Annotated in this window: 16 protein-coding genes; 7 read left to right on the top strand and 9 right to left on the bottom strand. The window is 67.2% G+C overall.

What is annotated here, in order from left to right:
• Positions 1-265 precede the first annotated feature (265 nt).
• Positions 266-1,405 carry a PP2C family protein-serine/threonine phosphatase gene (locus AKJ09_RS30375; protein ID WP_146651363.1) on the top strand — a complete coding sequence of 380 codons (1,140 nt, stop codon included), beginning with the start codon at positions 266-268 and terminating at the stop codon, positions 1,403-1,405.
• Positions 1,406-1,423: 18 nt separating this feature from the next.
• Here AKJ09_RS30375 and AKJ09_RS30380 read toward each other — a convergent pair whose 3' ends face one another.
• Positions 1,424-1,984, bottom strand: a complete 561-nt coding sequence (locus AKJ09_RS30380; RefSeq protein WP_146651364.1) for a hypothetical protein — start codon at positions 1,982-1,984, stop codon at positions 1,424-1,426.
• A gap of 134 nt (positions 1,985-2,118) precedes the next feature.
• The gene (locus AKJ09_RS30385) at positions 2,119-2,649 is read right to left on the bottom strand and encodes a hypothetical protein (RefSeq protein ID WP_146651365.1); all 531 of its coding nucleotides are present in this window, start codon (positions 2,647-2,649) and stop codon (positions 2,119-2,121) included.
• A gap of 123 nt (positions 2,650-2,772) precedes the next feature.
• Between AKJ09_RS30385 and AKJ09_RS30390 the strand changes: the two genes are divergently transcribed.
• Positions 2,773-7,512 carry a sigma 54-interacting transcriptional regulator gene (locus AKJ09_RS30390; RefSeq protein WP_146651366.1) on the top strand — a complete coding sequence of 1,580 codons (4,740 nt, stop codon included), beginning with the start codon at positions 2,773-2,775 and terminating at the stop codon, positions 7,510-7,512.
• A gap of 5 nt (positions 7,513-7,517) precedes the next feature.
• Here the strand turns inward: AKJ09_RS30390 and AKJ09_RS30395 are convergent, their stop codons facing one another.
• Complete coding sequence (locus tag AKJ09_RS30395; protein ID WP_146651367.1) at positions 7,518-8,906, bottom strand: serine/threonine protein kinase; 1,389 nt, start codon at positions 8,904-8,906, stop codon at positions 7,518-7,520.
• Positions 8,907-9,298: 392 nt separating this feature from the next.
• Here AKJ09_RS30395 and AKJ09_RS30400 point away from each other — a divergent pair, with 392 nt between their 5' ends.
• Entirely contained in the window at positions 9,299-10,681 is a 1,383-nt protein-coding gene (locus AKJ09_RS30400) for a hypothetical protein (protein WP_146651368.1), read from the top strand.
• A gap of 6 nt (positions 10,682-10,687) precedes the next feature.
• Here AKJ09_RS30400 and AKJ09_RS30405 read toward each other — a convergent pair whose 3' ends face one another.
• From AKJ09_RS30405 to AKJ09_RS30420, 3 genes are all read right to left on the bottom strand, one after another.
• Positions 10,688-11,815, bottom strand: coding sequence for a tetratricopeptide repeat protein (locus AKJ09_RS30405; RefSeq protein ID WP_146651369.1), 1,128 nt, complete (start codon positions 11,813-11,815; stop codon positions 10,688-10,690).
• Positions 11,816-11,990: 175 nt separating this feature from the next.
• Complete coding sequence (locus AKJ09_RS30410; RefSeq protein WP_169927998.1) at positions 11,991-13,175, bottom strand: flagellar biosynthesis protein FlhF; 1,185 nt, start codon at positions 13,173-13,175, stop codon at positions 11,991-11,993.
• Positions 13,176-13,316: 141 nt separating this feature from the next.
• A complete protein-coding gene (locus AKJ09_RS30420) occupies positions 13,317-13,775 on the bottom strand; it encodes a YbjN domain-containing protein (protein ID WP_146651372.1) in 459 nt (152 codons plus the stop codon).
• Positions 13,776-13,968: 193 nt separating this feature from the next.
• Between AKJ09_RS30420 and AKJ09_RS30425 the strand changes: the two genes are divergently transcribed.
• The gene (locus tag AKJ09_RS30425; RefSeq protein ID WP_205633840.1) at positions 13,969-15,510 is read left to right on the top strand and encodes an N-acetylmuramoyl-L-alanine amidase family protein; all 1,542 of its coding nucleotides are present in this window, start codon (positions 13,969-13,971) and stop codon (positions 15,508-15,510) included.
• Between the two features lie 3 nt (positions 15,511-15,513).
• On the opposite strand, the gene AKJ09_RS30430 is transcribed toward AKJ09_RS30425, so the two are convergent.
• Positions 15,514-16,326 (bottom strand): hypothetical protein, encoded by an 813-nt coding sequence (locus AKJ09_RS30430; RefSeq protein ID WP_146651374.1) that lies wholly within the window; start codon positions 16,324-16,326, stop codon positions 15,514-15,516.
• A gap of 197 nt (positions 16,327-16,523) precedes the next feature.
• Between AKJ09_RS30430 and AKJ09_RS30435 the strand changes: the two genes are divergently transcribed.
• The 3 genes from AKJ09_RS30435 (at position 16,524) to AKJ09_RS30445 (ending at position 18,784) form a co-directional block, all read left to right on the top strand.
• A complete protein-coding gene (locus AKJ09_RS30435) occupies positions 16,524-17,396 on the top strand; it encodes an NUDIX hydrolase (protein ID WP_146651375.1) in 873 nt (290 codons plus the stop codon).
• Entirely contained in the window at positions 17,369-17,989 is a 621-nt protein-coding gene (locus tag AKJ09_RS30440) for a helix-turn-helix domain-containing protein (protein WP_146651376.1), read from the top strand. Before AKJ09_RS30435 ends, AKJ09_RS30440 begins: the two co-directional genes overlap by 28 nt.
• Positions 17,990-18,106: 117 nt before the next feature.
• Positions 18,107-18,784: a DUF975 family protein gene (locus tag AKJ09_RS30445; protein ID WP_146651377.1), complete on the top strand. Its 678-nt coding sequence runs from the start codon at positions 18,107-18,109 to the stop codon at positions 18,782-18,784.
• An 8-nt stretch (positions 18,785-18,792) separates the two neighbouring features.
• On the opposite strand, the gene AKJ09_RS30450 is transcribed toward AKJ09_RS30445, so the two are convergent.
• Positions 18,793-19,323: a Rossmann-fold NAD(P)-binding domain-containing protein gene (locus tag AKJ09_RS30450; protein WP_205633841.1), complete on the bottom strand. Its 531-nt coding sequence runs from the start codon at positions 19,321-19,323 to the stop codon at positions 18,793-18,795.
• A gap of 205 nt (positions 19,324-19,528) precedes the next feature.
• The gene (locus tag AKJ09_RS30455; RefSeq protein WP_146651379.1) at positions 19,529-20,542 is read right to left on the bottom strand and encodes a hypothetical protein; all 1,014 of its coding nucleotides are present in this window, start codon (positions 20,540-20,542) and stop codon (positions 19,529-19,531) included.

The raw sequence follows: 20,542 nt of genomic DNA on the forward strand, positions 1-20,542 counted from the left end.
ACAAGCACGAGCGCGGCGCGTTTCGTGATGGCCGCGGTGCAGGGACGATGTAAGCGCAACAGGCACCGCTCGAGCTGGGCTGTGAGTCGGAGGGAGAGCGAGGACGACAACCTGCTTCGGAGGGCGCGAGGAGCGGGGTTCTCATGCTGTCGCCATTCTCTACGGTTTCTCCCTCGTCGAACTGGACGCTGAGCGGGGCCTAAGAGATGATCGTGCAGGGGAATGCGTGCGCGGGCGCACCGCGCGAGAAGAGGTGTCCTTCTCGATGTCCGACGTGATCTGGGTTCTCTCGTGTCTTGTCTCGCTGGTGCTGGCCATTGCGATTGGCCGGCTCTGGTCGGGCGGGGGTGAAGAATCCGAGGACGCCACGCCGGCGCCGACGCCGAAGGCACGCAGTCTTCGCCCCTCGTCCGAGGCGGACCGCTCCGAACGGATCACCGTGCCCGTGCCGCAGGCGAACACAGACTCACACGAAGCGGACACGCCGCAGGCTCCGGTTGCCGAGGCGCTTCCTCGCATCGATTTCGAAGACGACGAAGAAGTGGAGCCCACGCTCGTCGGCAAGAAGCCGGAGCAGCGTCTCGTCATTCAGCCTCCCGCCTTCAAGATCCTCTACGACGTCGACGCTGCGGATGACGAGCCTACGCAGGCCAAGGCGCTCATCTTCGTCTCGGCGCGCGCCCAGACGGACCGAGGCCTCAAGCGCAAACGCAACGAGGACAGCCTCCTCGTGCGTGACGACGAAGGCCTGTACGTCGTGGCCGACGGCATGGGTGGCTACAATGGCGGTGAGATCGCCAGCGGTCTGGCGGTGAAGACCATCGACGACGCCTTCACCGAGAGCCGCTTCGAAGGTGTTCCCCACGCCACGATCCCGCCACGGGCCTCGGAGCTCGCGCGCGCGATCCAGATGGCCAACGTCGCCATCCAGTCGCGCGCGGAGTCCGAGCGCGAGCTCACCGGCATGGGCACGACGATCTGCGCCGCTCGCTTTCTCGCGCGCAAGCAGCGCCTGTACGTCGGGCACGTGGGCGATAGCCGACTCTACCGGCTCCGCAACAACGAGCTTTCACAGATGACGTCCGATCACACGATGCGCGACTACGGCGTGACCGGCGCCGACGCGGCCCACTTGAGCCGCGCAGTCGGCGTGTGGCCGACCGTTCCCATCGATGTCATCGTCGGAAAGCCGGAGCCCGGGGATCTCTACCTCGTTTGCTCCGACGGTTTGACGAAGATGCTCGACGACGATCGCATTCGCGAGACGTTGCTCGGCTCGACCGACCCCAAACGTATGGTCGACGCGCTCATCAAGGCCGCGAACGACAGCGGTGGCAAAGACAACGTCACCGTCATCGTCGTGCGCGTCGACCCCCCCGCCGAAGCGCCCGAACGCGCGGCCTGACGCGTTACTGCCAACGCGTCATTCGCACGTGCGCTGCCACACGCACTTGGTGCCTTGCTTCATGCACTCGAGACCGCCGGAGCCGCCGTCCGCGCAGATGACGCCGATGGCAGGCTGAGGGCCGCAACCGTCGGCATCGGGGCAAGGCGTGGTGCTGGGCGGCGGGACGCACGCCGAGGTCCACGTGCACGCGCCCTCGTTTTCACTCCCGCACTGCGCGCCTTTGAAGGTGGTGCCGGATGGGCACACGCTCGCGTCGGGCTTCGTTCCACATTCCGAATCTGCGCACGGGCGGTAGGAGACGGTGCCGTTCGGATCGGTATCGCTCCAGCTGCACGAGCCGGACACCGCTTTGGCGCAGGTAGGCTTCGTCGACTTCGACGAACTGGGGACCTCACCGCATGCGGACGCCGCGCAGGGCGCGACGAACTTCAGCGCCTCGCGTGTCGTCGCGGTGTTGCCGTCGTTTTGCGAGGGGTCGGGGTTGCCGCCGGTGGAATCATTGTCGCTGTTGGAGCAGGCGGCGGCGAAGGCGAAAGCAAAGAGAGATGCAGCGAGCATCGTCGTACGAATCGTCATGACAAGTCCTCGAACGCGAGACGAAAGAATGCCCTGCTGCACGACGCTCGCGTCGTCGTGCAGTGGTCGTCGATGAGTGGTGAAGGGAAGGGATTGGGGAGCGGCTGCGCCTGGGGAGTGGCTGCGCCCAGCCGTCAGTCACATGTGCGCTGCCACGAGCAGCCGGACTCGAGCTGCATGCACTCGAGACCGCCCGAGCCGCCGTCGGTGCAGATGACGCCGATGGCCGGTTGCGGGCCGCAACCTTCGGTCGTCGGGCAAGGCGTGGTGCTGCGAGGCGGCATGCAGGCGGTGCTCCAGAGGCATGCGCCTTCGTTCTCGCTTCCGCACGCGTTGCCCTTGAACGTGGTGTTGGCCGGGCAAACTTCGGCGCCCGGTGCTGGACCGCATTCGCCCGCGTCGCACGGCCGGTAGCTCACGGAAGTGTCGTCGGTCCACGAGCAGTCGTTCGGAAGCGGCTTGCAGCGCGGAGTTGCGAGCGAGGAGGGCGCGTCGCCACACGACGTTGCCGTGCAGGGCGCCGTGAAGCTCACGGGGCGTCGATTGGGCTGCGGCTGCGGATGAATCCCCTGCGTGCCGAGGCCAGGGTCGGAGCTCTCGCAGGCGATGGCGAGGGCGCCGATACCCAGCGCACCGAGGAGGAAACAAAGGAGGCCGCGTCGCATGCTGACCAGCTAAGCACCAATCAGGCCAAGCGTAAAACTCGGCAAATTCGGCTGGCGAGCCTCGAAGTGTCTCACGAGTGACTCATTGATGTATCGGCTTGGCTCAGTTGATACACTCGTGGCGTGTTACCCGGCACACGCATCGCGAATCGGTACGTGGTGCGAGGGCCGCTCGGGAAGGGCGGTCTCGCGACGGCCTTTCGCGTCCGCGATCTCGCGCTCGACACAGACGTCGCGCTCAAGCTCGTCGGCACCGATCCGGTTGCGCTCGATGTGTTGCGCCGTGAGTTTCTCGCCCTGCGGGCCGGGCATCACGCGCACCTCGTTCGCGTCTTCGACTTCGGATGGCTTCGTGAGGGCGGAGCGGCGCGCGGCTTCTACACGTCGGCACTCGTCGAAGGTGTGGACCTCGCTGCGTATGCTCGAGGTCGGTCGTGGCAGGAGCTCGTCGACCCGATCGCCGACGTCGTGTCGGCCCTCGGAGCTCTGCATGCCCGAGGCGTGCTCCATGGCGACGTTCATCCGGGCAATGCCCTCGTCGATGCGCACGGGCGTGCAGTCCTCATCGACCTCAGTTGTTCGCGCCCTCTCGACGTCGTCTCCGTGCGCGACGTCTCGGGCACACCAGGCTTCGTGGCGCCGGAGCTCCTCCGCGGGATGCTGCACCGTACGGCGGACTTCTTCGCGCTCGGCGTGACGTTGCGCGCCCTCGGCGACGCGCTGCCGGCGCGCATTCGCAAGGTCGTCACGCGAATGACCGCCGAACAGCCTCAGGACCGGCCACAGAGTGCCGAAGAGCTTGCGGAGCTGCTTGGCGTGCCGTGGATCAAGCCGCTCGCGTCCGACCTTCTCGGCACGATGCTGGTCGGTCGCGATGACGCTCTTCGTTCCGCGCGATCCCTCCTCGACGCGGTTTCCCAAGGAAAACCCAGACCGCGTGTCCTCGCGTGGGTCGGTGACGACGGGAGTGGGCGCACGCGCATCCTCGAGGAGATCAAGGCGGAAGCGCAGCTTCGGATAGACGCTATCGCCGTATCGGCCGTCCGACCACGCGCCATGTCGACCATGCTCGGAATGGCGCTCGGTGAGGAGCTCGCGTCGGCCACACCGGCGAAGGTCGCCTCCGCCGTCGACCGTCTCTCTGCACGAAATGAGCCGCTCGTGCTGATCCTCGATGACGCCGATGCGCTCGACACCCAAGAAGGCGAAGCACTCTCGGCGCTCGTTCGTTCGCTCCCCGAGGACGGCAAGCTCGGTCTGTTCGTCACGTCGCGAACGAGGCTCGCGGCGGTTCCTGAATCAGCTACGTTGCCTCTCCGGCCACTCGAAGAACTCGAGATCGCCGAATGGCTTCGCTCGCGGATCCCCGCGGCATCACTCGGCGCGATTGCACGAGAGACGGCGGGGTACCCGAAGGAGATCGCCGCGGTCCTCGCCCAGCTCGATGCAGGCGAGTGGGACTCGCGAGCCCTGTCGCGCGCCGTTCGTGCTTCGGGAACCCAGCGTGGGGCCCTCGACCTCGGCACGCTCGACGACGAGGCCCGCGTGATCGTGGCACTCGTGGTCGCTGCGGGGACTCGTGTGCTCCCGCCCTCGCACGCGCTCGACGGTCTCGTGCGCCGCGGGCTCGTCGTCGCCGAGCCCGACGGTGTCCGCCTCCACCGGCGCTCGGATGCCGTGCGCCTGGCCGAGGCGCTCGGCAGGGCGGACATGCACGCGGCCCATCGCTTGCTGGCGAGCGAAGCGGAGGCGCAGCTCGTGGCGAATCCCGATCGCGATGATCTCCGTGCAACGTCGATTGTCCACCTCGCAGCGTTCGAGCCGAAGCGAGCCTCGCGGGTGCTCATCGACGCGGCTCGTCGCACCCCCGCGTTTCGTCACGCGGTGGACGCGGTCCTCGAAGCGACGCCGCGGCCGTCCGGCGAATTGGTGCATTGTGCGGCCGAGATCTATGCAGAGTCGGGCGAACCGGCGCGAGCCCTCGCGCTGATCGTCGCGCGACTTCGCAAGCGACCTCACGAGGACGAGCGCGTACGGCTTCGGACGATCGCCGGCCAGTGCCATGCCCAGATGGGCGATAGTCGTCGCGCCGCATCGATTCTCGGTCGTGTGCTTCCCCATGTCATCGGCGCGGAAAGAGCTCGCGTTGCCGCTGCATTGTCGCTGGCGCTTCTCAAGCGGGGTGACGACGTCACTGCGGCAGCGGTCGCTCGCTCCGGTCTTCACGAAGAACCGCCTCCCGAGATCCGCCTCGATCTCCTGCTGAACGCGGCATTCGCCACCAGTCGTATGGGGACCAGCGCCGATGCTCGGCATCTCCTCGGTCAGGCGCGTGAAGTTCCCACCCTGGCGCCGCGAGGGCGCTTTCGCGTGGCGAGCGCCACGGCGTTCTTGGAGTACGTCGCCGGCGAGACGCCCGCGGCCGTCCGCGCCTATGCCGAGGCACTCGACGTCGCCGAGCGCGAAGGACTCGACGACCTCGTCGCCTCGGCCGCTCTCAATTACGGCAGTGCATGTCACGAGCTCGGTGACCTGGGCCGCGCCCTGGACGCGTATCGGCGTGGTCATCGTCTGGCCGTCGCGCTCGGGATGCCGACGACGCGCGTGACGCTCGATTTCGACCTCGCGAAGGTCCATGCCGACATCGGCGCGTGGGACGCCGCCGCTCGTCATGCCGTCGTGGCTCGCGAAGGGGCGAAACGCGAAGACATGGCGCTTCTCGCGGCGGGGGCCGAGGCCGTCCTCGCTGACGTCGCCACGGCTTCGGGCGATCACGCGGCGAGTGTCAGGCATCTCGACGAAGCCGGCCGGTTGCTCGCCGGCGCGAGCGATCGCGAGCTCGTGGCCATCGCGCTGCAGCGTGCGCGAGCATGCGTCCTCGCATCGGAACTCCCGGCTGCCGCTCGGGCCGTCGAGTCCTCCGCCGCCAAAGTGAGGGCGCTCGCAATGGCGGACGTCGAGGCGTCGTGGTTGGTCGTTCGCGGTCTTGTCGCAATCGCCGCAGGGCGTGCGAAGGATGCCGTTCCGGATCTCGAGCGCGCGTCCGAGCGAGCAGCGGCCACCGGTCAGAGCGGATTGATCGCCGATGTCGAAGCGCGCCTCGCGGATGCCTACGCGGCCGTGGGCAGCTCGTTTCTGGCCGCGCGCCATCTCGCGCGTGCACGAGAGCTCTGGGAGAAGGTCGCCGCCTCGCTTCCGCCGGAGCTCCACGAAGCGTTTCGCCGCCACCCATCGAGGGCCAACGCCTTCGCGCCCGAGCCCACGCGCGCACCGGCCGAGGCGTCTTCGTCGATCGACGTGCGGCGCATCCTCGAGATCAACCGGCGCCTCAACTCCGCGTCGTCCACGAATGCGGTTCTCGAGGAGACGCTCGACGCCGCAGTCGGTCTCACGAACGCCGAGCGAGGGTTCCTGCTCGTCGACACGCCGCGCGCAAGCGGCGAGGCGCGCGGCGCCTTGAAAGTGGCCATCGCACGGAACATCGACCGCGAGACGATTCGTCAGGGCAACCTCAAATTCAGCCGAACCGTCGCCGAGCGCGTGGTGCGCACGGGCGAGCCGGTCATCGCGGTCGACGCCGGGTTCGACCCGCGCTTCACGAAGGCCCGAAGCGTGCACGCGATGGGCTTGAAGTCTCTGCTCTGCGTTCCGATTCGATCACCGGACGGAATTCTCGGCGCGATCTACGTCGATCATCGGTTCTCGTCAGGCAGCTTTCGCAGCGAGCTCGTCGACGTGCTCCTGGCGCTCGGCGATCAGGCTGCACTGGCGCTCGTCAAGTCGCGGCTCGTCGAGGAGCTGCGCATCAAGACCCGCGAGCTCGAGGAGCGCAACGCGGAAGTCGAGCATCTCGCGCGCGGACAGGCACTCGAGATCGCCCGCTTGAAGCGGACCATCGAAGACGACGAACGGCGCACTCCACCGGCCGCGAAACGTCGCTTCGACTACGGCACGATGGTGACCTCGAGCCTGCCGATGCAGCGCGTTCTCGGCGTTCTCGAGCGCGTGATCGATACCGACATCACCGTGCTCGTGCGAGGCGAAAGCGGAACGGGCAAGGAGCGCGTGGCACGCGTGATCCACGCGAACAGTGCGCGCGCGAACGCCGCCTTCGTGGCCATCAACTGCGGTGCGCTCCCCGAGAGTCTGCTCGAGGCCGAGCTCTTCGGCTACAAGCGCGGAGCCTTCAGCGGCGCCACACGGGATCAACCCGGCCTCTTCGTGGCTGCGCGCGGGGGAACGCTCTTTCTCGACGAGCTCGGCGAGATGCCGCCGTCGATGCAGGTGAAGCTCCTGCGCGTCCTGCAGGAGCGCGAGGTACGCCCGCTCGGTGCGACCGAGTCCGTGCCGGTCGACGTGCGTCTCGTGTGCGCGACGAATCGCGTTCTTGCCGAAGAGGTGAGGGCAGGGCGCTTTCGCGAAGATCTCTATTATCGCGTTGCCGTCGTAGACATCGAGCTGCCGCCGCTTCGCGATCGCATCGAAGACGTTCTTCCGCTCGCCGAATCGACGCTTGCCCGTCTGGCGACCGAGCTCGGTCGACCGCGTGCAGCCCTCGATCGGAGCGCCGAACGCGCGCTCCTCGCTCACGCATGGCCGGGCAACGTTCGCGAGCTCGAGAACGTGCTGACCAAGGCGGTTCTCCTCGCGAAGCGCACCGAGCTCGGAGAAAGCGATCTCGCGCTCGGCGAAGTTTCGTCGCCGTCGCCGCGTGGGCCCAGCGCAGCGCTACGTGCGCGCATCGTCGCCACCTTGGAGGAGACGGATTGGAACGTGGTCGTCGCCTCGAAGATCCTCGGCGTTCCGCGCGCGACGCTCTACCGGAAGATGCGGCGCTTCGGGATTCTGCGGCCGGACCGTTGAGTGTGTCAGTCGGTCGAGGCGTCTTTGGGGCCGACCTGGGGCGCCTGCGGAGCGAGCGTTGCCGGCTCGACAGCCGGCGGAGGCGCCGCCGCATGACTCTGCGGATCGGGCAAGATCGCTGCGCCTCGCGACGACGGCGAGGTTCCCTGCATGCTGACGAGCGCAAGAACCGCGGCGATCGTCATCGCAGCCGTCGCCACGCCGAGCGAGAAGCGACGTCGCTTGCGCGGCTGAACCACCACGACGGGGCTCGTGCGGTCCGCCTCGATGGGCGGCGCCGGCACGCTCGGCTCCTTTGCTTCGATGGCGGCGCGGCGCGAAGGTAGCTCCACGGCGCGTGGCGTGAGGCGCGAGTCTGGCTGCGAACGCACGAGGCGCTGGCGCGTGGTGTTCGTGATGTCGAGCTCCGCGAGCTGCGCTTCGATGAGACGTCGAAGCTCGAGCTTCTTGTCCATGAAGAGCATGGCCATCGACGTGGCGAGCTTGCTGCGCGTGACCGCCAGGTTGCCCGTCTCGTCGAGAAAGCGCTCGATGTCGGCGCGGAAGTCTTCGGCCGTCTCGTAACGTTCGTTCTCGCGAACCGCGAGGGCCTTGTTGCAGATGGCGTCGATGGCGCGTGGCACGGTCGGATCGATGACGCGTGGCGACGGTGGAAGTGAGCCCGAGGCGAGGGCCTGGACGATCTCGAGATCGTCGAGCTCGTCCCACATGCGTTTGCCCGTGGCGATCTCCCAGAGGATGATCCCCATCGAGAAGATGTCCGCGCGGCGCGTGATGACGGCGCCGATGGCCTGCTCGGGAGCCATATAACGGACCTTGCCGGTCACGCTGCCCCGCCGCGTCTCGAGCGTGCGCCCTACGGCCTTGGCCACGCCGAAGTCGAGGATCTTCACGTGTCCGTCGTAGGTGACGAACATGTTGTGCGGGGTCATGTCGCGATGAACGAGGTTCAGCGACGTGCCCTCGAAGTCGACGAGCTCGTGCGCGTGGTGGAGGCCCGCGAGAGCATCCATCACGATGAGGTATTGCTGCTCGCGCGTGAGCGGCATCACCGCGCCGGCCTTGCGCGTCTTCGCGGCTTGCTGCTGCAAGCGATGCAGCGGTTGGCCCTCGAGGTACTCCATGGCGATGAAGAACTCGCCGTCGACCTCGCCGATCTCGTGCGTCTGGACGACGTTGACGTGATTGAGGAGCGCCGCGATGCGCGCCTCGTCGACCAGGATCTCGACGCACTCCGGCTGGTCCGCCAGATCCGGACGCAGCCGCTTGAGCACCATCAGCTTCGCGAACCCCGAGCCCTCGGGGCCCTGACGGACCGCGAGGTAGACGTTCGCCATGCCGCCCCGACCGAGCTCCGCGATCAGTCTGTAGGCGCCGAACGTTCTATCGCTCATTGTGGGGCAATCTGAGGTCTCGAACCCGCAACATCATCTTTCCCCGGGTGACACGTGGTGTCCTCTCTTATTTGCAAGGCAGAGGCAGAACGCTCGCACCTCGTCCCCATCCGGCCGACGCATCGTTCGAGCCAAGTCCGAGGCTGCCGCCAGCGGGGCCGTATTCGAGTCGGGCGTGGCACGGCGAGACCCCGTCGGCGCCCGTTCAAGATTGAAACGTGATTTCATGGATGAAATCAATGCATGCAGTTGCATGCAACGGAGCCCCAGCGAGCGCCCCCAACCTTCCAAGATCGCAATGTGCTCCGCCTCCCGAACTTGACCCTCGCCGGGCTCACCGAGAAGAGTGGCGGACATGAAGCCGCGGTGCGTCAGTAGGGACACCCACCCACGTGACGAGGGCTCTGTTCGTCGGGTCGGTCGTTCTTCTCGCGCCGGGTGCCCTCGGCTGCTCGTGTTCGAAGCGCTCCGAGCAGGGCGCCGACGCGAGCAGCGAGGTCGCGCCGTCATCGTCGACGGAAGCTCCTCGCGCAGGCAGCTTCGACCCGTATCGGTACTCGGCGCCCATCGCTGCGAGTCGTCTGTCGAACGGTGAGGTCCTCGTCGCCGGCCTCGACGTCGCGGCCAAGGCGATTCGCCTCCAGCGGATCTCTGCGAAAGACGAGATCGTCGCCGACAAGACCGTCCTCGACGGCATCAGGTGGTCGCCCGAAGTGGATCTGAAGGTGGCACCCGTCGGTCCCGGCGTTGCGCTCACCTGGCGCGGCAAACGCAACGACAAGCTCGTTCGTCAGATGCTGCTCGTCGGACAAGATCTCGCGCCCGCTTCGGAGGTCGCCGACGTCGCGGCTGGCTCGTGCACGACACGCGATGCGGTTTGGTTCACCGATGGACGCAAGGTTTCGTCGAAGCCCTGGAGCGGGCCCGTGCACCGGGTGACGCTCGTGAAAGACGACGATGCCACGCTGGTCTGCGGCAATCATCGGGCGTTCGCTCTTCTCGACGAAGACGAGGGCATCGCGCTGTGGACGCTCGGAGGCGAGGCGTCGACGGACGCGGGGGCTCCGGAAACGGGCAAAGACGCGGGCACGCACGGCCCGCGACTCGGAGCGCACGGCCCGCTTCCTCTTCTGCCAGACAAGGACTTCGGCGACGACGAGCTGCGCGAGCGAGCCGAATACACCGTTGGTGACGATCTCGGCGTGGTCCGCGTGGCCTCTTCGGGGGCCGTGGCCATTCGTGAGGTGAAAGACGGTTCGCCGGGGGCGCTGAGGCGCCTCGAAACGAAGATCCCGCACGACGACGACGTCGTTGCCGTCGATGCTTCGCCGCGCGCCGTGGTCATCGTCTTCACGGAGGACGCGAGCGAGGGCTGTGGTGCCGACGGCGGAGCGCCGACCGCGCGAACCAAGGTGATGGCGATGCGCGTCGATCGCACGCAAGGCAAACCGGACGAGGTCGTCGAGCTATCGCCCGGCACCTGCGGGCGAGAGGTCGGGCCCTTCTTCACCGGCGTGCTCGGTGACGACGTGTCGGTGGCGTGGGTCGAACGCGTCTCGGCGATCGGCAAGGCGCGCGCTCCGATCGCGGGCCTGGCGCATCGCGTGGTCACGCCGGAAGGTGCGCTGCCTGCGCTGGGAATGGCCGATCAGCCGGCCGATGCGCTCGTCGATGCAGGGTGCGATTCGTCGAAGTGCTTCGCCGTCGCGCTCGCGCGCAAGCCCGGCGAAGGCAACATGGTGCCGGGCTACGCGCGCGTGATTCGCTATCCGTGACGACGATCAGAAGCTGCCGAACACGGTGAGCCCGCCCTGACCGGCGCCGCCGTACGGCGTGACCTGCACGGTGGGCCGCATGGCCGTTGCGGGGGCCGCGCCCTCCGTTTTCGGCTCGCCCTTCTTCGGCGCGAAGAGGTACCAGCCGGCGGCGGTGAGGAGACCTGCACCCATCACGACGAGCGAGACGTTCGCGATGATCGTGTTGGTGTCGACCTTGTCGTTGTTGTCGCGAAGCGTTGCACATGCTCCGCCGAAGCGTGTCTGCTGCCGGGGGTCGTTGCAGAGTCCCCCCGGATCGAGGTTCGAGGCTTTCGCCGCCGAGCGAATCTGGTCGGCCACGGTGTCAGCTTTGGTCTGAGCGTCTGCGCGGAACGCGGCGAACACGATCGCGCTGACGAGGCCCACGCCTCCGACGCCGAGGCCCACGTAAACCGGTGTCATGTTCTTGGGCGGAGCGAGCAGGTTCGTGTGCTTCGCCGTGCTTTCGCTCACGATCGGCTGCTCCGCAGGCTGAGGAGCCGCTGCGGGTTCGGGCGTGGGCTCGGTGGGAGGCGTGGGGACAGGCGTGACGGCGGCTACCGTCGTGCCCCCGCCGAACCTGGCCTGCACCTTCTGACCTGCGGTGGCCGTCACGCGGATCGTCTCGGTCGACGACTTGAGCGTGTGCGGACCGGGCTCGACGTCGATCGGCTCGCTGATGGGCGACGTGCCCAAGCGATCCTTGTCGTCGAGGGTGATGTCCGTTCCCGCGGGCGCGACGATCTCGATGCGACCGATCTTCTTTTGCACCTCGGCGAGGCCGCTCTCGGCGTCGGCGCGCTGCGCGGGCGTCGCGGTGGTGGCTTCCTTCAAGTACTGCTGGAAGTACTTCGATGCTTCGAGCGGATGACCCGACTTCGCGCTGCTCTGCGCGAGATTGAGGAGCACCGCGGGGTGTTTCTTGAGCATGTAGGCCTGCAAGAACGCGAGACGCGCGTTCTCGAATTGGCCCTTGTCATAGAAGTCGACGCCTTCTTTGAAGCGCGCGCGAGCCTGCGTCGTGACCGGATCATCTTCGGCGTGCGCGACGTGCGGCACGGTCGAAGAAAGAAATGCAACTAGGACACCCGTGGCGATGAGGCTCGTCTTCATGGTGGTAATCGCAGGCGGCGCGGAAACGCTAAAACGCGGAAACGCTGAAACGCTAAAAAGCGGAAAGCGGAAAGCGGAAAACTCGAAACGTCGAAACACGTCGAAACACGTCGAGCGCGCGTCGGCTGCGGGTCTACGTCTCGAGCACCGCGCGCGCCACTCCGTCGAGCGATGCTCAGAACGGATTGTCGCGAACGATACCGCCGGAAGCCCCTTTCTGGGGAGTCTTCGATGCAGGCGGCAAGGGCGCAGGAGCAGCAGCGACCTTCGGCTGCGACTTCGGTTCGGGGCGCGGAGCAGGAGCCGCGGTCACGCGGGCGGGCTCCGGAGATTTCGGCGCCGTAACACTCTCTCGATGATCCGCCGGAATCGCGGCGGCCGTCGTCGCGGCGGGCTTCGAGGGGGCTTCCGCTTTTGCAGGCGTCGCCGCCGGCGCGACCTGCGTTACCTGCGGCGTGCCACTCGGCTCGTCTTTTTCGGCCGGCGGCGGAATATCGTTCGTCGGCGCGGGAGCGATAACGCGCGCGGTGGCCTCGGGCGCCGGCTTCGGCGTCTCCGAGGAGCCCGAACGCATGGCAAGGCCGATGACCACCGCGGCGGCGACGACGACGCCACCGATGATGAACCCCTTGTTCGAGCGCCTCGGCACGAGCGCCTGAAGCTCGGTCGTCGCAAGCGCGGAAATTGGCTTTGCGCGGAACGGGTCGGCCTGCTCGGCAACGGGGCGCGTCGAGTTCGGTTTGGACGCGTCGGCTTGGGCCGCCGTCACCTTGCCGTTCTCCTTCTTCGGCGCGTCCTTTTTCGGCGCGTCTTTCTTCGGCGTCGCCTCGGTTTTGGCAGCAGCCTTGGGAGCGGGCGGGGGCGTCGACGTGCTCTTCTGCGCAGGAAGCTTGAGGGTCTTGTCTGCCGAATCGGGCGGCAGTGCAGCCACCGCTTCGAGGATGTTCGCCGCGTCGATCTCCTGCGTCGCGTTTGCCGTCACGGCCGGTGCGGGCGACGAGTCCACGAGGAGATTCGCGGGCGGCGGCGCGATGCCGATCACCGTTTGATTGGCCGAAATTTTCCGCTTCGACGAAAGAAGGCCGGGAGAGCCGGATACGGCGCCCGCAACACCTGCCGTCGCAGGTTTGGGATCGGCAGGAGCGGCAGCGGCAGGGCCAGCGGGAGCAGCAGGGGCCGCAGGCGCATCAGGCGCGACGACGGCCGGGCCAGTGGAGACAGCGGGGGCCGGCGGCAGATCGTCGTCTCCCCCCACGTCCCACGCGGGTCGGAACGATGCCGCGAGCTGGTCGGCCTGGTCGTCCGAAAGTGAAGAGACAGCCGAGCCAGCCGAGTCCTTACCACCCTGCTGCAAAGTCATCGTGTCGGACACCGTAGCATCGGACCCTAGGGGTCACAACGCAGCGGCCCGTCTCTTTTAGGCATTTTGCCGGGAAAAAACGTCTCACTGGGCGAGCGCGTGATGAGCGCTCGCCCGCGCGATGAGGCCTCTCGACCTCGATCAGCCGAATTCGCGTTTCAGTGCATCGTCCCAGTCGTCGGCGACGCGACCGACGGTATCGAGCAAGTCTTCGAACTCCTCGTAGTCGAGTCCGGAGAGTCGCCGCAGGGCGCGGACGAAGACCTCGTCTTTCGCGGAGTCGATCGCGAACGCCGCGTCGGCCGTGGTGAGGAACGAGAGTTCGAGGATGCGACGGTAGAAGGCTTCGCGGCCCACCTTCGGCACGGGCATCACAGGGGCGATCAGGAGGAGGACGCCGTGATCGTCGAGGACGTTCACGCCGATCGTCGCCGACCCTTTGCGCATCTGCGTATAGCCGTGCTCGTCGAGCGGGGTCAGCGGCAAGCCCGCGCGCTCTTCGAAGCGCGTGAGGTAGGTGTTGACCATGGCGAAGGCATCGGGGAAGACCTGGCCAGAGGTCCGGTCGACGTAGGTGGGAGCGTCGTGGTTGCGGGACATCGCGGTCGCGATGATACCCTCTGGCGCGGTGCGGAACAGGGGCACAGTCATCCTTCTCGTGTTGTCGGCGATGTCGTCCGTGATTTTGGGCGGTTCGCTGGGCCTGCTGGTGACTGCTTGTTCCGGGGGAAAAGCGAAGCCGGCCGCGTCACTCGACGCGGGGACGGGCGACGACGCGTCCCGGGCGAAGGCCATGCTGGCGCATGACCAGATGCTCCCCTCGCGGCCGGAAGTGATCGCGCTCGCGCAATCGGTCGAGGGCCTCGCGCTCAAGGAAGGGGCGGGGGCGCGTGCTGTCGAGCTTCATGCTTTGGCCGCGAGCCTCGAGGAGCGCATTTGGCGCGTCGAGCATCGCGAGCAAGATGCCAAGGAAGCGGTCGACCTCTACCGCGCGGCGAGCCGCGATCTCCTTCTTCGCGGCGCCTGTGATGCGGCCGTGAAGGGGGCGCTGCTGGCCGGCGATCTCGCGAAGGACGCGCAGACCACGTATGCCGAGCTCTATCGCGTGCAGAGGCGCTCCTCGTCGTCGGCCGACGCCGGTGCGCCGACCACGCCGCAGGCGGGAGGGCCGTGCGGCACGATTGTCAGCGAGCCGCTCGCGCGTGTGGCGGCGTTTCGTCCGCCTCCGCAGGTTCTCGACGCCATCGATCAGGGCCTTGCAGGAGAGGGCGCGATCGCCATCGCGCTTTCGGATGCAGGAGCTCCTCGGCCGGTCGTCGTTCCGCGCATCACGCGCGTCGAGCAATGGAATGGGCCGGAGGCCGCGCGTGTCGTCGTCCACCTCGATCGCCCGGCGCACTTCCGCGTGGGTGACGTCGCGAGCGAGAAGAATCGTGGCGCACGAACCTACGTCGAGCTCGACGGAGTGGAGCTCGGGGCCGCCGCGCGTGAGACGCCGCTCGCGGGGATCGTCTCGCGCATCGTCGCCGAAGGATCCAGCACGGGATCACGCATCGCGCTCGATTTGAACGGCCCGGCGTACCGCCGCGTCTTCCACCTGCTCGAGCCGTATCGCGTGGTCATCGACATCGCGCGCCAGCCTCCAGGTTCGAAGCGTGGGAGTAGCCGCGCTGTCTCGCGGGTCGTTCTCGATCCGGGGCATGGCGGCAACGATCCCGGTGCTTCGGGGCCTACGGGCTTGAAAGAGAAAGACGTCACGCTCGCCATCGCGCAGAAGATTGCGCCGATGCTCGCGCGCCTCGGCATCGACGTGTCGTTCACGCGCGAAGACGATCGCTACGTCACGCTCGAGGAGCGCACCGCGCGCGCGAATGCGGCGGGCGCCGACCTCTTCGTCTCGATTCACTGCAACGCGGCGGAGAAGGCGGGCCGTCGCGGCGTCGAGACGTACGTGCTCGACACCACCACGAGCGACATGGCCGGGCGCGTGGCCGCGCGCGAAAACGCGACGAGCCAGGCGGCGTCGAACGAGGTCGCGCGGCTGCTCGCGTCGATGCGTCTCGCCGATCAATCCACGCGCTCCACGCGTCTCGCCGAGCTCCTGCAGCGCGCGGGCGTCGCATCCTTGCAGCCGATCTATCCCGATGTCGTCGACGGCGGCGTGCACCGCGCAGGCTTCTACGTTCTCGTCGGTGCGCGCATGCCCGCGGTTCTCTTCGAGACGAGCTACATCTCCAACACGGCCGAAGAACAGCGCCTCGGTTCGGCCGAATACCAGCAGCGCCTCGCCGACGGCGTGGTCAACGCCATCAAGGCGTATCGCGAAGGCCGCTGAGATCTATCGGCAGTAGTAGTTGAGGCCTTTTCCGAGGCTGCTATCGCGATAGGTGAGCGTGTGCGTGGTGCCGCCGCTTTTCATCGTCGGCGTCGCGTTGTTGGCGAGCATCGGCGACGGGAAGACGATGTCGGAGACCGCGCCGTCGATGTCGACCATCAACCAAATCGACGAGCCTCGCGACATGTTCATGATGACGCGCTCGACCATGTTGTCGGGCGTGCCGTAGAAGAAGCGGGGATCCTTCTCCGCCCAGTCGACGTCGGGCCGCATCAGCACGAGGTGATGTCCGTCGTCGGTCGTCGCGTCGACTTCGACGACCACGTTCGGTGCCAGGTTGTGCACCGCGAGGGACGCGTAAGCGCTCGGATCGACGAGCGTGAGCGTTTCGCCGGCGGTGTTGGCGTCGATGTCCTTCGACGTGAGCTTCCCTTCGAGCAGCCCCATGCGCGTGGCTGTGCCGCCCGGGCTCGCGACGACGAGGTTGAAGTCCTTGGGTCCGTCGGAGATCGAGGCAACGAGCCAGCCTAGTCCCTCGCCGCTGCCGGCGACCTTCTTGCGCTGGAGAGTGGAACCATCGGAGACGAAGGCCCGATAGTCGTTTGCACGATCGATCACGTAAATCGTTCCATCGGTCGAGCGACCGGCGGCGAAGACGTTCGAGAGGGCAATTGGGGTGTCTTCACCCACGAGCGGCGAACACGCTTGCAGGGCCGTCGAGCCGTTCGACGTGGTCGTTCCGCTCGAACACGCAACGAGCGTTGCGGTTGCACCGATCACGCAAGCAAGTCGAACAAGTCGAACAGAGCCGCTCATGGTCCCCTCTCGGTAGGCGCTCCTCGCGCGAGGCGCCCGCGAAGCAGTTTACATTCCATTCGAAGCGCACGTGAGTGATCGCTCGCGGCGTCGAGACGACGTGCCATTCCGTGTCCGCCCTGATCGGCGTGGCATCGTGAGCTGGACCATTCGGCCCCGCAACTGACGCGCCGCGGCGTGCGTGCTAGAGGGGAAGCGTGGATTTCGACATGAATCGGACGGCGGTGACGCCGAAGGATGCGGCGACGGTCGTCCTCGTTCGTGACGGAGCGAATGGCGTCGAGATCTTCTGCGTCGAACGCAACAAGCAGAGTCGCTTCATGGGCGGCGCCATCGTGTTTCCCGGCGGGAAGCTCGATGCCGCCGATTCGTCACCCGCGTGGCTTGCGCGCACGACGTCGCCGCGCACGCCGCAGCTCTCCAAGGAGCCGTTCGCGAACGACGAGGTGCATCTTCGTGCTCTCGCCATCGCGGCAGCGCGCGAGACACTCGAAGAGGCCGCGCTGCTCCACACCACGGGGCTGGGCGTGTCGAACGACGACGTGACGATGCTCCGCGAGCGCCTCACGACGGATGCGAGTGCGCTCGAGGCGTTCCTGAGCGAGCGAGGCGTGCTCCTCGATCTCGCCGTGCTTCGTCCGCTCGCGCGTTGGATCACGCCGATCGCGGAGTCTCGGCGGTTCGATGCGCGCTTCTTCGTGGCGAAGGCGCCCGAAGGACAGAATGGTGCGCACGACGAGCGCGAGACAATGGCGAGCTTCTGGGCGACGCCCGCGGAGATCTTGCGACGCGGCGAGGTCGGCGAGGTCACGCTCATGGCCCCCACGCATCGGACGATCGCCGTGCTCGCGACTTGCAAGACCACCGAAGACGTGTTCGAACTCGCGGCGAAGAGCTCACTCGATCCGATCTGTCCTCGGCTCGTGAAGCAGAAGACGGACGACGGAGAGACGCTCGCGCTCGTCTTGCCGGGTGATCCCGAGCACGACGTCGCCGAGGTTCGCGTGCCTGGGCCTTCACGCTACGTGCTGCGCGGCAAGCGATGGTGCTCCGAAAACGCTCCGCGCTGAAGGCCGCGTCGCCAGAGCCGCGCCGTCCGGCCTTCTACACGGCGCAGGACTTCGCGCGCTTTTGCGAGGTGGATCTCAAGACGGTCCACCACTGGGCCGATCGCGGGAAGGTGGTCCATCACCGAACCGATGGGCGGCATCTGCGGTTTCGTCGCAACGACGTCGTCCGCTTCTTGCGCGTTCATGGGTATCCACTTCCGCCCGACGTGGTGAGCGCACGCTGTCTCGTGGCGTTGACCCTTCCGGCCGTCACCGACCCGCGTGATCAGATCCTCGAGACCGACGAAGTGGCTCGAAAGCTCCAGACGCGTTTCGAGATCGCTCGTTTTCCGTCGGCGATTTCGGGGGTCGCGCACTTGCTCGACACCCATCCCGACGCGCTCGTCGTCTCTCTGGCCGACACCACGATCACGCTGCAAGCCATTGCGGCGTTGAAGGCCGATCCGAAGACGTCGTGGGTTCTCGTCGTCGCGATCGGCGCTTCTCACGCCCTCGAAGCGGCGCGTGAAGCCGGTGCCGAGCTCGCGCTTCCAGGTAGCGAGCTTCCCAAGCTCGGTGTCGAGTTGACGCGCGCGCTCGGCAACGTGCGCTGAATCGGACTTTGGCGTAACGGGAGGCGCTTGGTGCCGTCCCACGTGAGCTCGAGTTGTCGCTTGCCGGATCCGAGCCGATCGAAGGCACGAGGCCGGAGACTTGCACGGCTTGGAGGCATGAACGTCGGGACCTTCTCGGTGTCCGAAGCGTTTCGCTTCGGATGGGACACCTTCAAGCGCCACCTCGGCCTATCCATCGCGGTGGTCGTTGCCGGCATCGTACCGCTGATGTTGCTCAACGGGATGGCGAGCGCGGCCGAGAACTCTTCGCGCTTCTTGAGCGTGGTCCTCGGGTTGGTCGCGGCGCTCGTGCGCGTCTTGTGGGGGTTCGTCTTGCTGAGGCTCGGGCTAGCGCTCTACGACGGGCGCGCGGTCACCGGGCAGACGGTACGTGAGCTTCTCCCCGACGGGCCCACGTTCCTGACGTACCTCGCTGTGTCGATCCTCTACAGCCTTCTCGTGGCTGCCGGGTTGATCCTGCTCGTCATCCCCGGCATCTACCTGGCCGTGCGCTACGGCTTCTGTGAGTTCTTCGTCGCCGACCGACGAACCGCAAGTGTGGGCGAAGCGTTTCGCAGGAGCTCCGACATCACGCGCGGCGAGCGCTGGCGTCTGTTCGTGCTCGAGCTCGCGCTTGTCGTGCTCAACGTGCTGGGCGCCATGTTCTTTGGTTTCGGTCTGCTCGTGACCGTCCCGCTCTCGATCTTCGCGATGGTGATGGTCTATCGGCGCCTGGCCGCGAGGACGGCAGGTGAAGAGATCCTCGTGCACGAACCGACGCTCGCGCCGGCGTGACCGCGTGATCAAGCCGCGTTGGCCTGGCTGCCGTAGAACTTCTTGGCGTGTCCGAGCAGCCAGCCGACGGGCGCGGCCGCGAGCACGGAGTCGCATACGGTGGTGTCGAGACGGCTCTGGCCGAGCACGATCTTCTGCATGCGCTGGGCGCTCTGCTGGACGCCGGCCGCGCGAGCAAGCACGTCGACGTTGTCGTCGGCGAGGGCGGCGGCGATGGGCTTGCCCGACGTGAGGTGGGCGGCGAGCGATTCGGCGGAGAGCATCGCGAACGAGCTTCTCATGCCCGAGAGGAACGTGGGACAGGCGGCGGCGTCGCCGAGGAGTGCGACGCGGCCGGCGATGACTCGCGGAAGGCGAATCATCGTGATCGTATCGACGAACACGAAGCTCCCGGTGTCGATGGCCGAGAAGAGCGAGCGCACCGTCGGGTGGAAATGGGCGTACTCGCGCGCGAAGAAATCGCGGGCGCGTGAGGGCGAGTCGAGCCGGCAGCGGAGGTCGTACGGAACCGGACGATAACCGCGCAAGCAGGAATTCACCGTCGGTCGGCCGGTGAGACCTCACTGTCGGTCGAATCTCGAAATCCTGTCTGAAATCGCCCAGTACGCGGACCGAGAGCTCACTGTCGGTTGGGGCGAGACTTCACTGTCGGTCGGATCCGAGGTTCGGTCGGGGCGAGACTTCACTGTCGGTCGGGGCGAGACTTCACTGTCGGTCGGATCTGAAAATCCGGTTTGATGTTCGCTAGAAGGCGTAGAGGAGGGCTGCGCTGGCGAGGCCGGCGAGGGGGGCGGATTCGTAGACGTGGGAGCCGCCGGCGTCGACGACGAAGGGGGCGACCGTGCCGAGGGCTTCGGCGCTCAAACGGAGTGCGACATCGCTCGCCAGGGGGACGTCCGCGCCGAGCCTTGCGCCGACGGCGACGTGCACGAAGTTTTCGCTCGCTCCCCGCGGAACGTCGGTCGTTTCGGCGTGCATACGCGCGAGCAAGGCCACGGCGCAGGCGGACGCCCACCCGACGCGTGCACACGGGACGACCGCCGCACCGACGAGCGTGGTCCGCAGGCGCCCGCCTCCTTCGAGGTCCGTGCTCGACGGCAACGAGCCCCGCACCTCGACGCCCAGCGACGCTCGCGCGAACGCAATCTCGCCCGACACTTTGGCCCCCGCCGTCGCAGCGGGACCCTCGCCCAACGAGCCGTACGCGCCGAACCCCAACACGACCCACGAGCTCGCCCGCGCTCGCGGCGCAACGTTCTCCTTCGGCGGCGCCTCGGCGACGACCACCGCTGCCGGAGGAGCAGGAAGAGGAGCGGGCGCTCCCTCTTCGGCCGGCGGCTCGGCCTCGAGTGCAGGAGCCTCTGGCGCGGGGCCGAACGCGCTCCGCGGATCGATCGCGATGCTCATCGAGAGGGCCATGCTCGACGTGAGCTCGCTGCAGTCTTCGCTTCGGCTCTCGAGCGTACGCGCGCCGCGCTCGACACCGGCCTGATCGACGATCTTGATGCTGCCGACGTAACGGTCGCTCTCTTTGCGTACGTCGGCGTAGAGCGTGTTGTCGGCGAAGGGCCGAAAGGGATCGTAGCCGAGGTGCGCAGCGACGTCCTGCTTCAACGCGGCCTCGTCGGGGCACGACTCGCCGCCTTCGCCGCGCACGTAGACGAGCCTCGCGGTGGGACTGGCCAAGGCTTGCCGCGCCGCAAAAAGCACGACGAGCAGCACGAATGCGTTCGCCACGCGATGTCGGAGGGCAGCCAC

This window comes from Labilithrix luteola (genome assembly GCF_001263205.1).
In the GTDB taxonomy this organism is placed as follows: Bacteria; Myxococcota_A; Polyangia; order Polyangiales; family Polyangiaceae; genus Labilithrix; species Labilithrix luteola.

Bases quoted from the DNA above. Each gene is read 5' to 3' on its own strand.
- AKJ09_RS30375 (WP_146651363.1), top strand. From the start codon at position 266: ATGTCCGACGTGATCTGGGTTCTCTCGTGTCTTGTCTCGCTGGTGCTG.
- AKJ09_RS30380 (WP_146651364.1), bottom strand. From the start codon at position 1,984: ATGACGATTCGTACGACGATGCTCGCTGCATCTCTCTTTGCTTTCGCC.
- AKJ09_RS30385 (WP_146651365.1), bottom strand. From the start codon at position 2,649: ATGCGACGCGGCCTCCTTTGTTTCCTCCTCGGTGCGCTGGGTATCGGC.
- AKJ09_RS30395 (WP_146651367.1), bottom strand. From the start codon at position 8,906: ATGAGCGATAGAACGTTCGGCGCCTACAGACTGATCGCGGAGCTCGGT.
- AKJ09_RS30405 (WP_146651369.1), bottom strand. From the start codon at position 11,815: ATGAAGACGAGCCTCATCGCCACGGGTGTCCTAGTTGCATTTCTTTCT.
- AKJ09_RS30410 (WP_169927998.1), bottom strand. From the start codon at position 13,175: ATGACTTTGCAGCAGGGTGGTAAGGACTCGGCTGGCTCGGCTGTCTCT.
- AKJ09_RS30420 (WP_146651372.1), bottom strand. From the start codon at position 13,775: ATGTCCCGCAACCACGACGCTCCCACCTACGTCGACCGGACCTCTGGC.
- AKJ09_RS30425 (WP_205633840.1), top strand. From the start codon at position 13,969: ATGCTGGCGCATGACCAGATGCTCCCCTCGCGGCCGGAAGTGATCGCG.
- AKJ09_RS30430 (WP_146651374.1), bottom strand. From the start codon at position 16,326: ATGAGCGGCTCTGTTCGACTTGTTCGACTTGCTTGCGTGATCGGTGCA.
- AKJ09_RS30440 (WP_146651376.1), top strand. From the start codon at position 17,369: ATGGTGCTCCGAAAACGCTCCGCGCTGAAGGCCGCGTCGCCAGAGCCG.
- AKJ09_RS30445 (WP_146651377.1), top strand. From the start codon at position 18,107: ATGAACGTCGGGACCTTCTCGGTGTCCGAAGCGTTTCGCTTCGGATGG.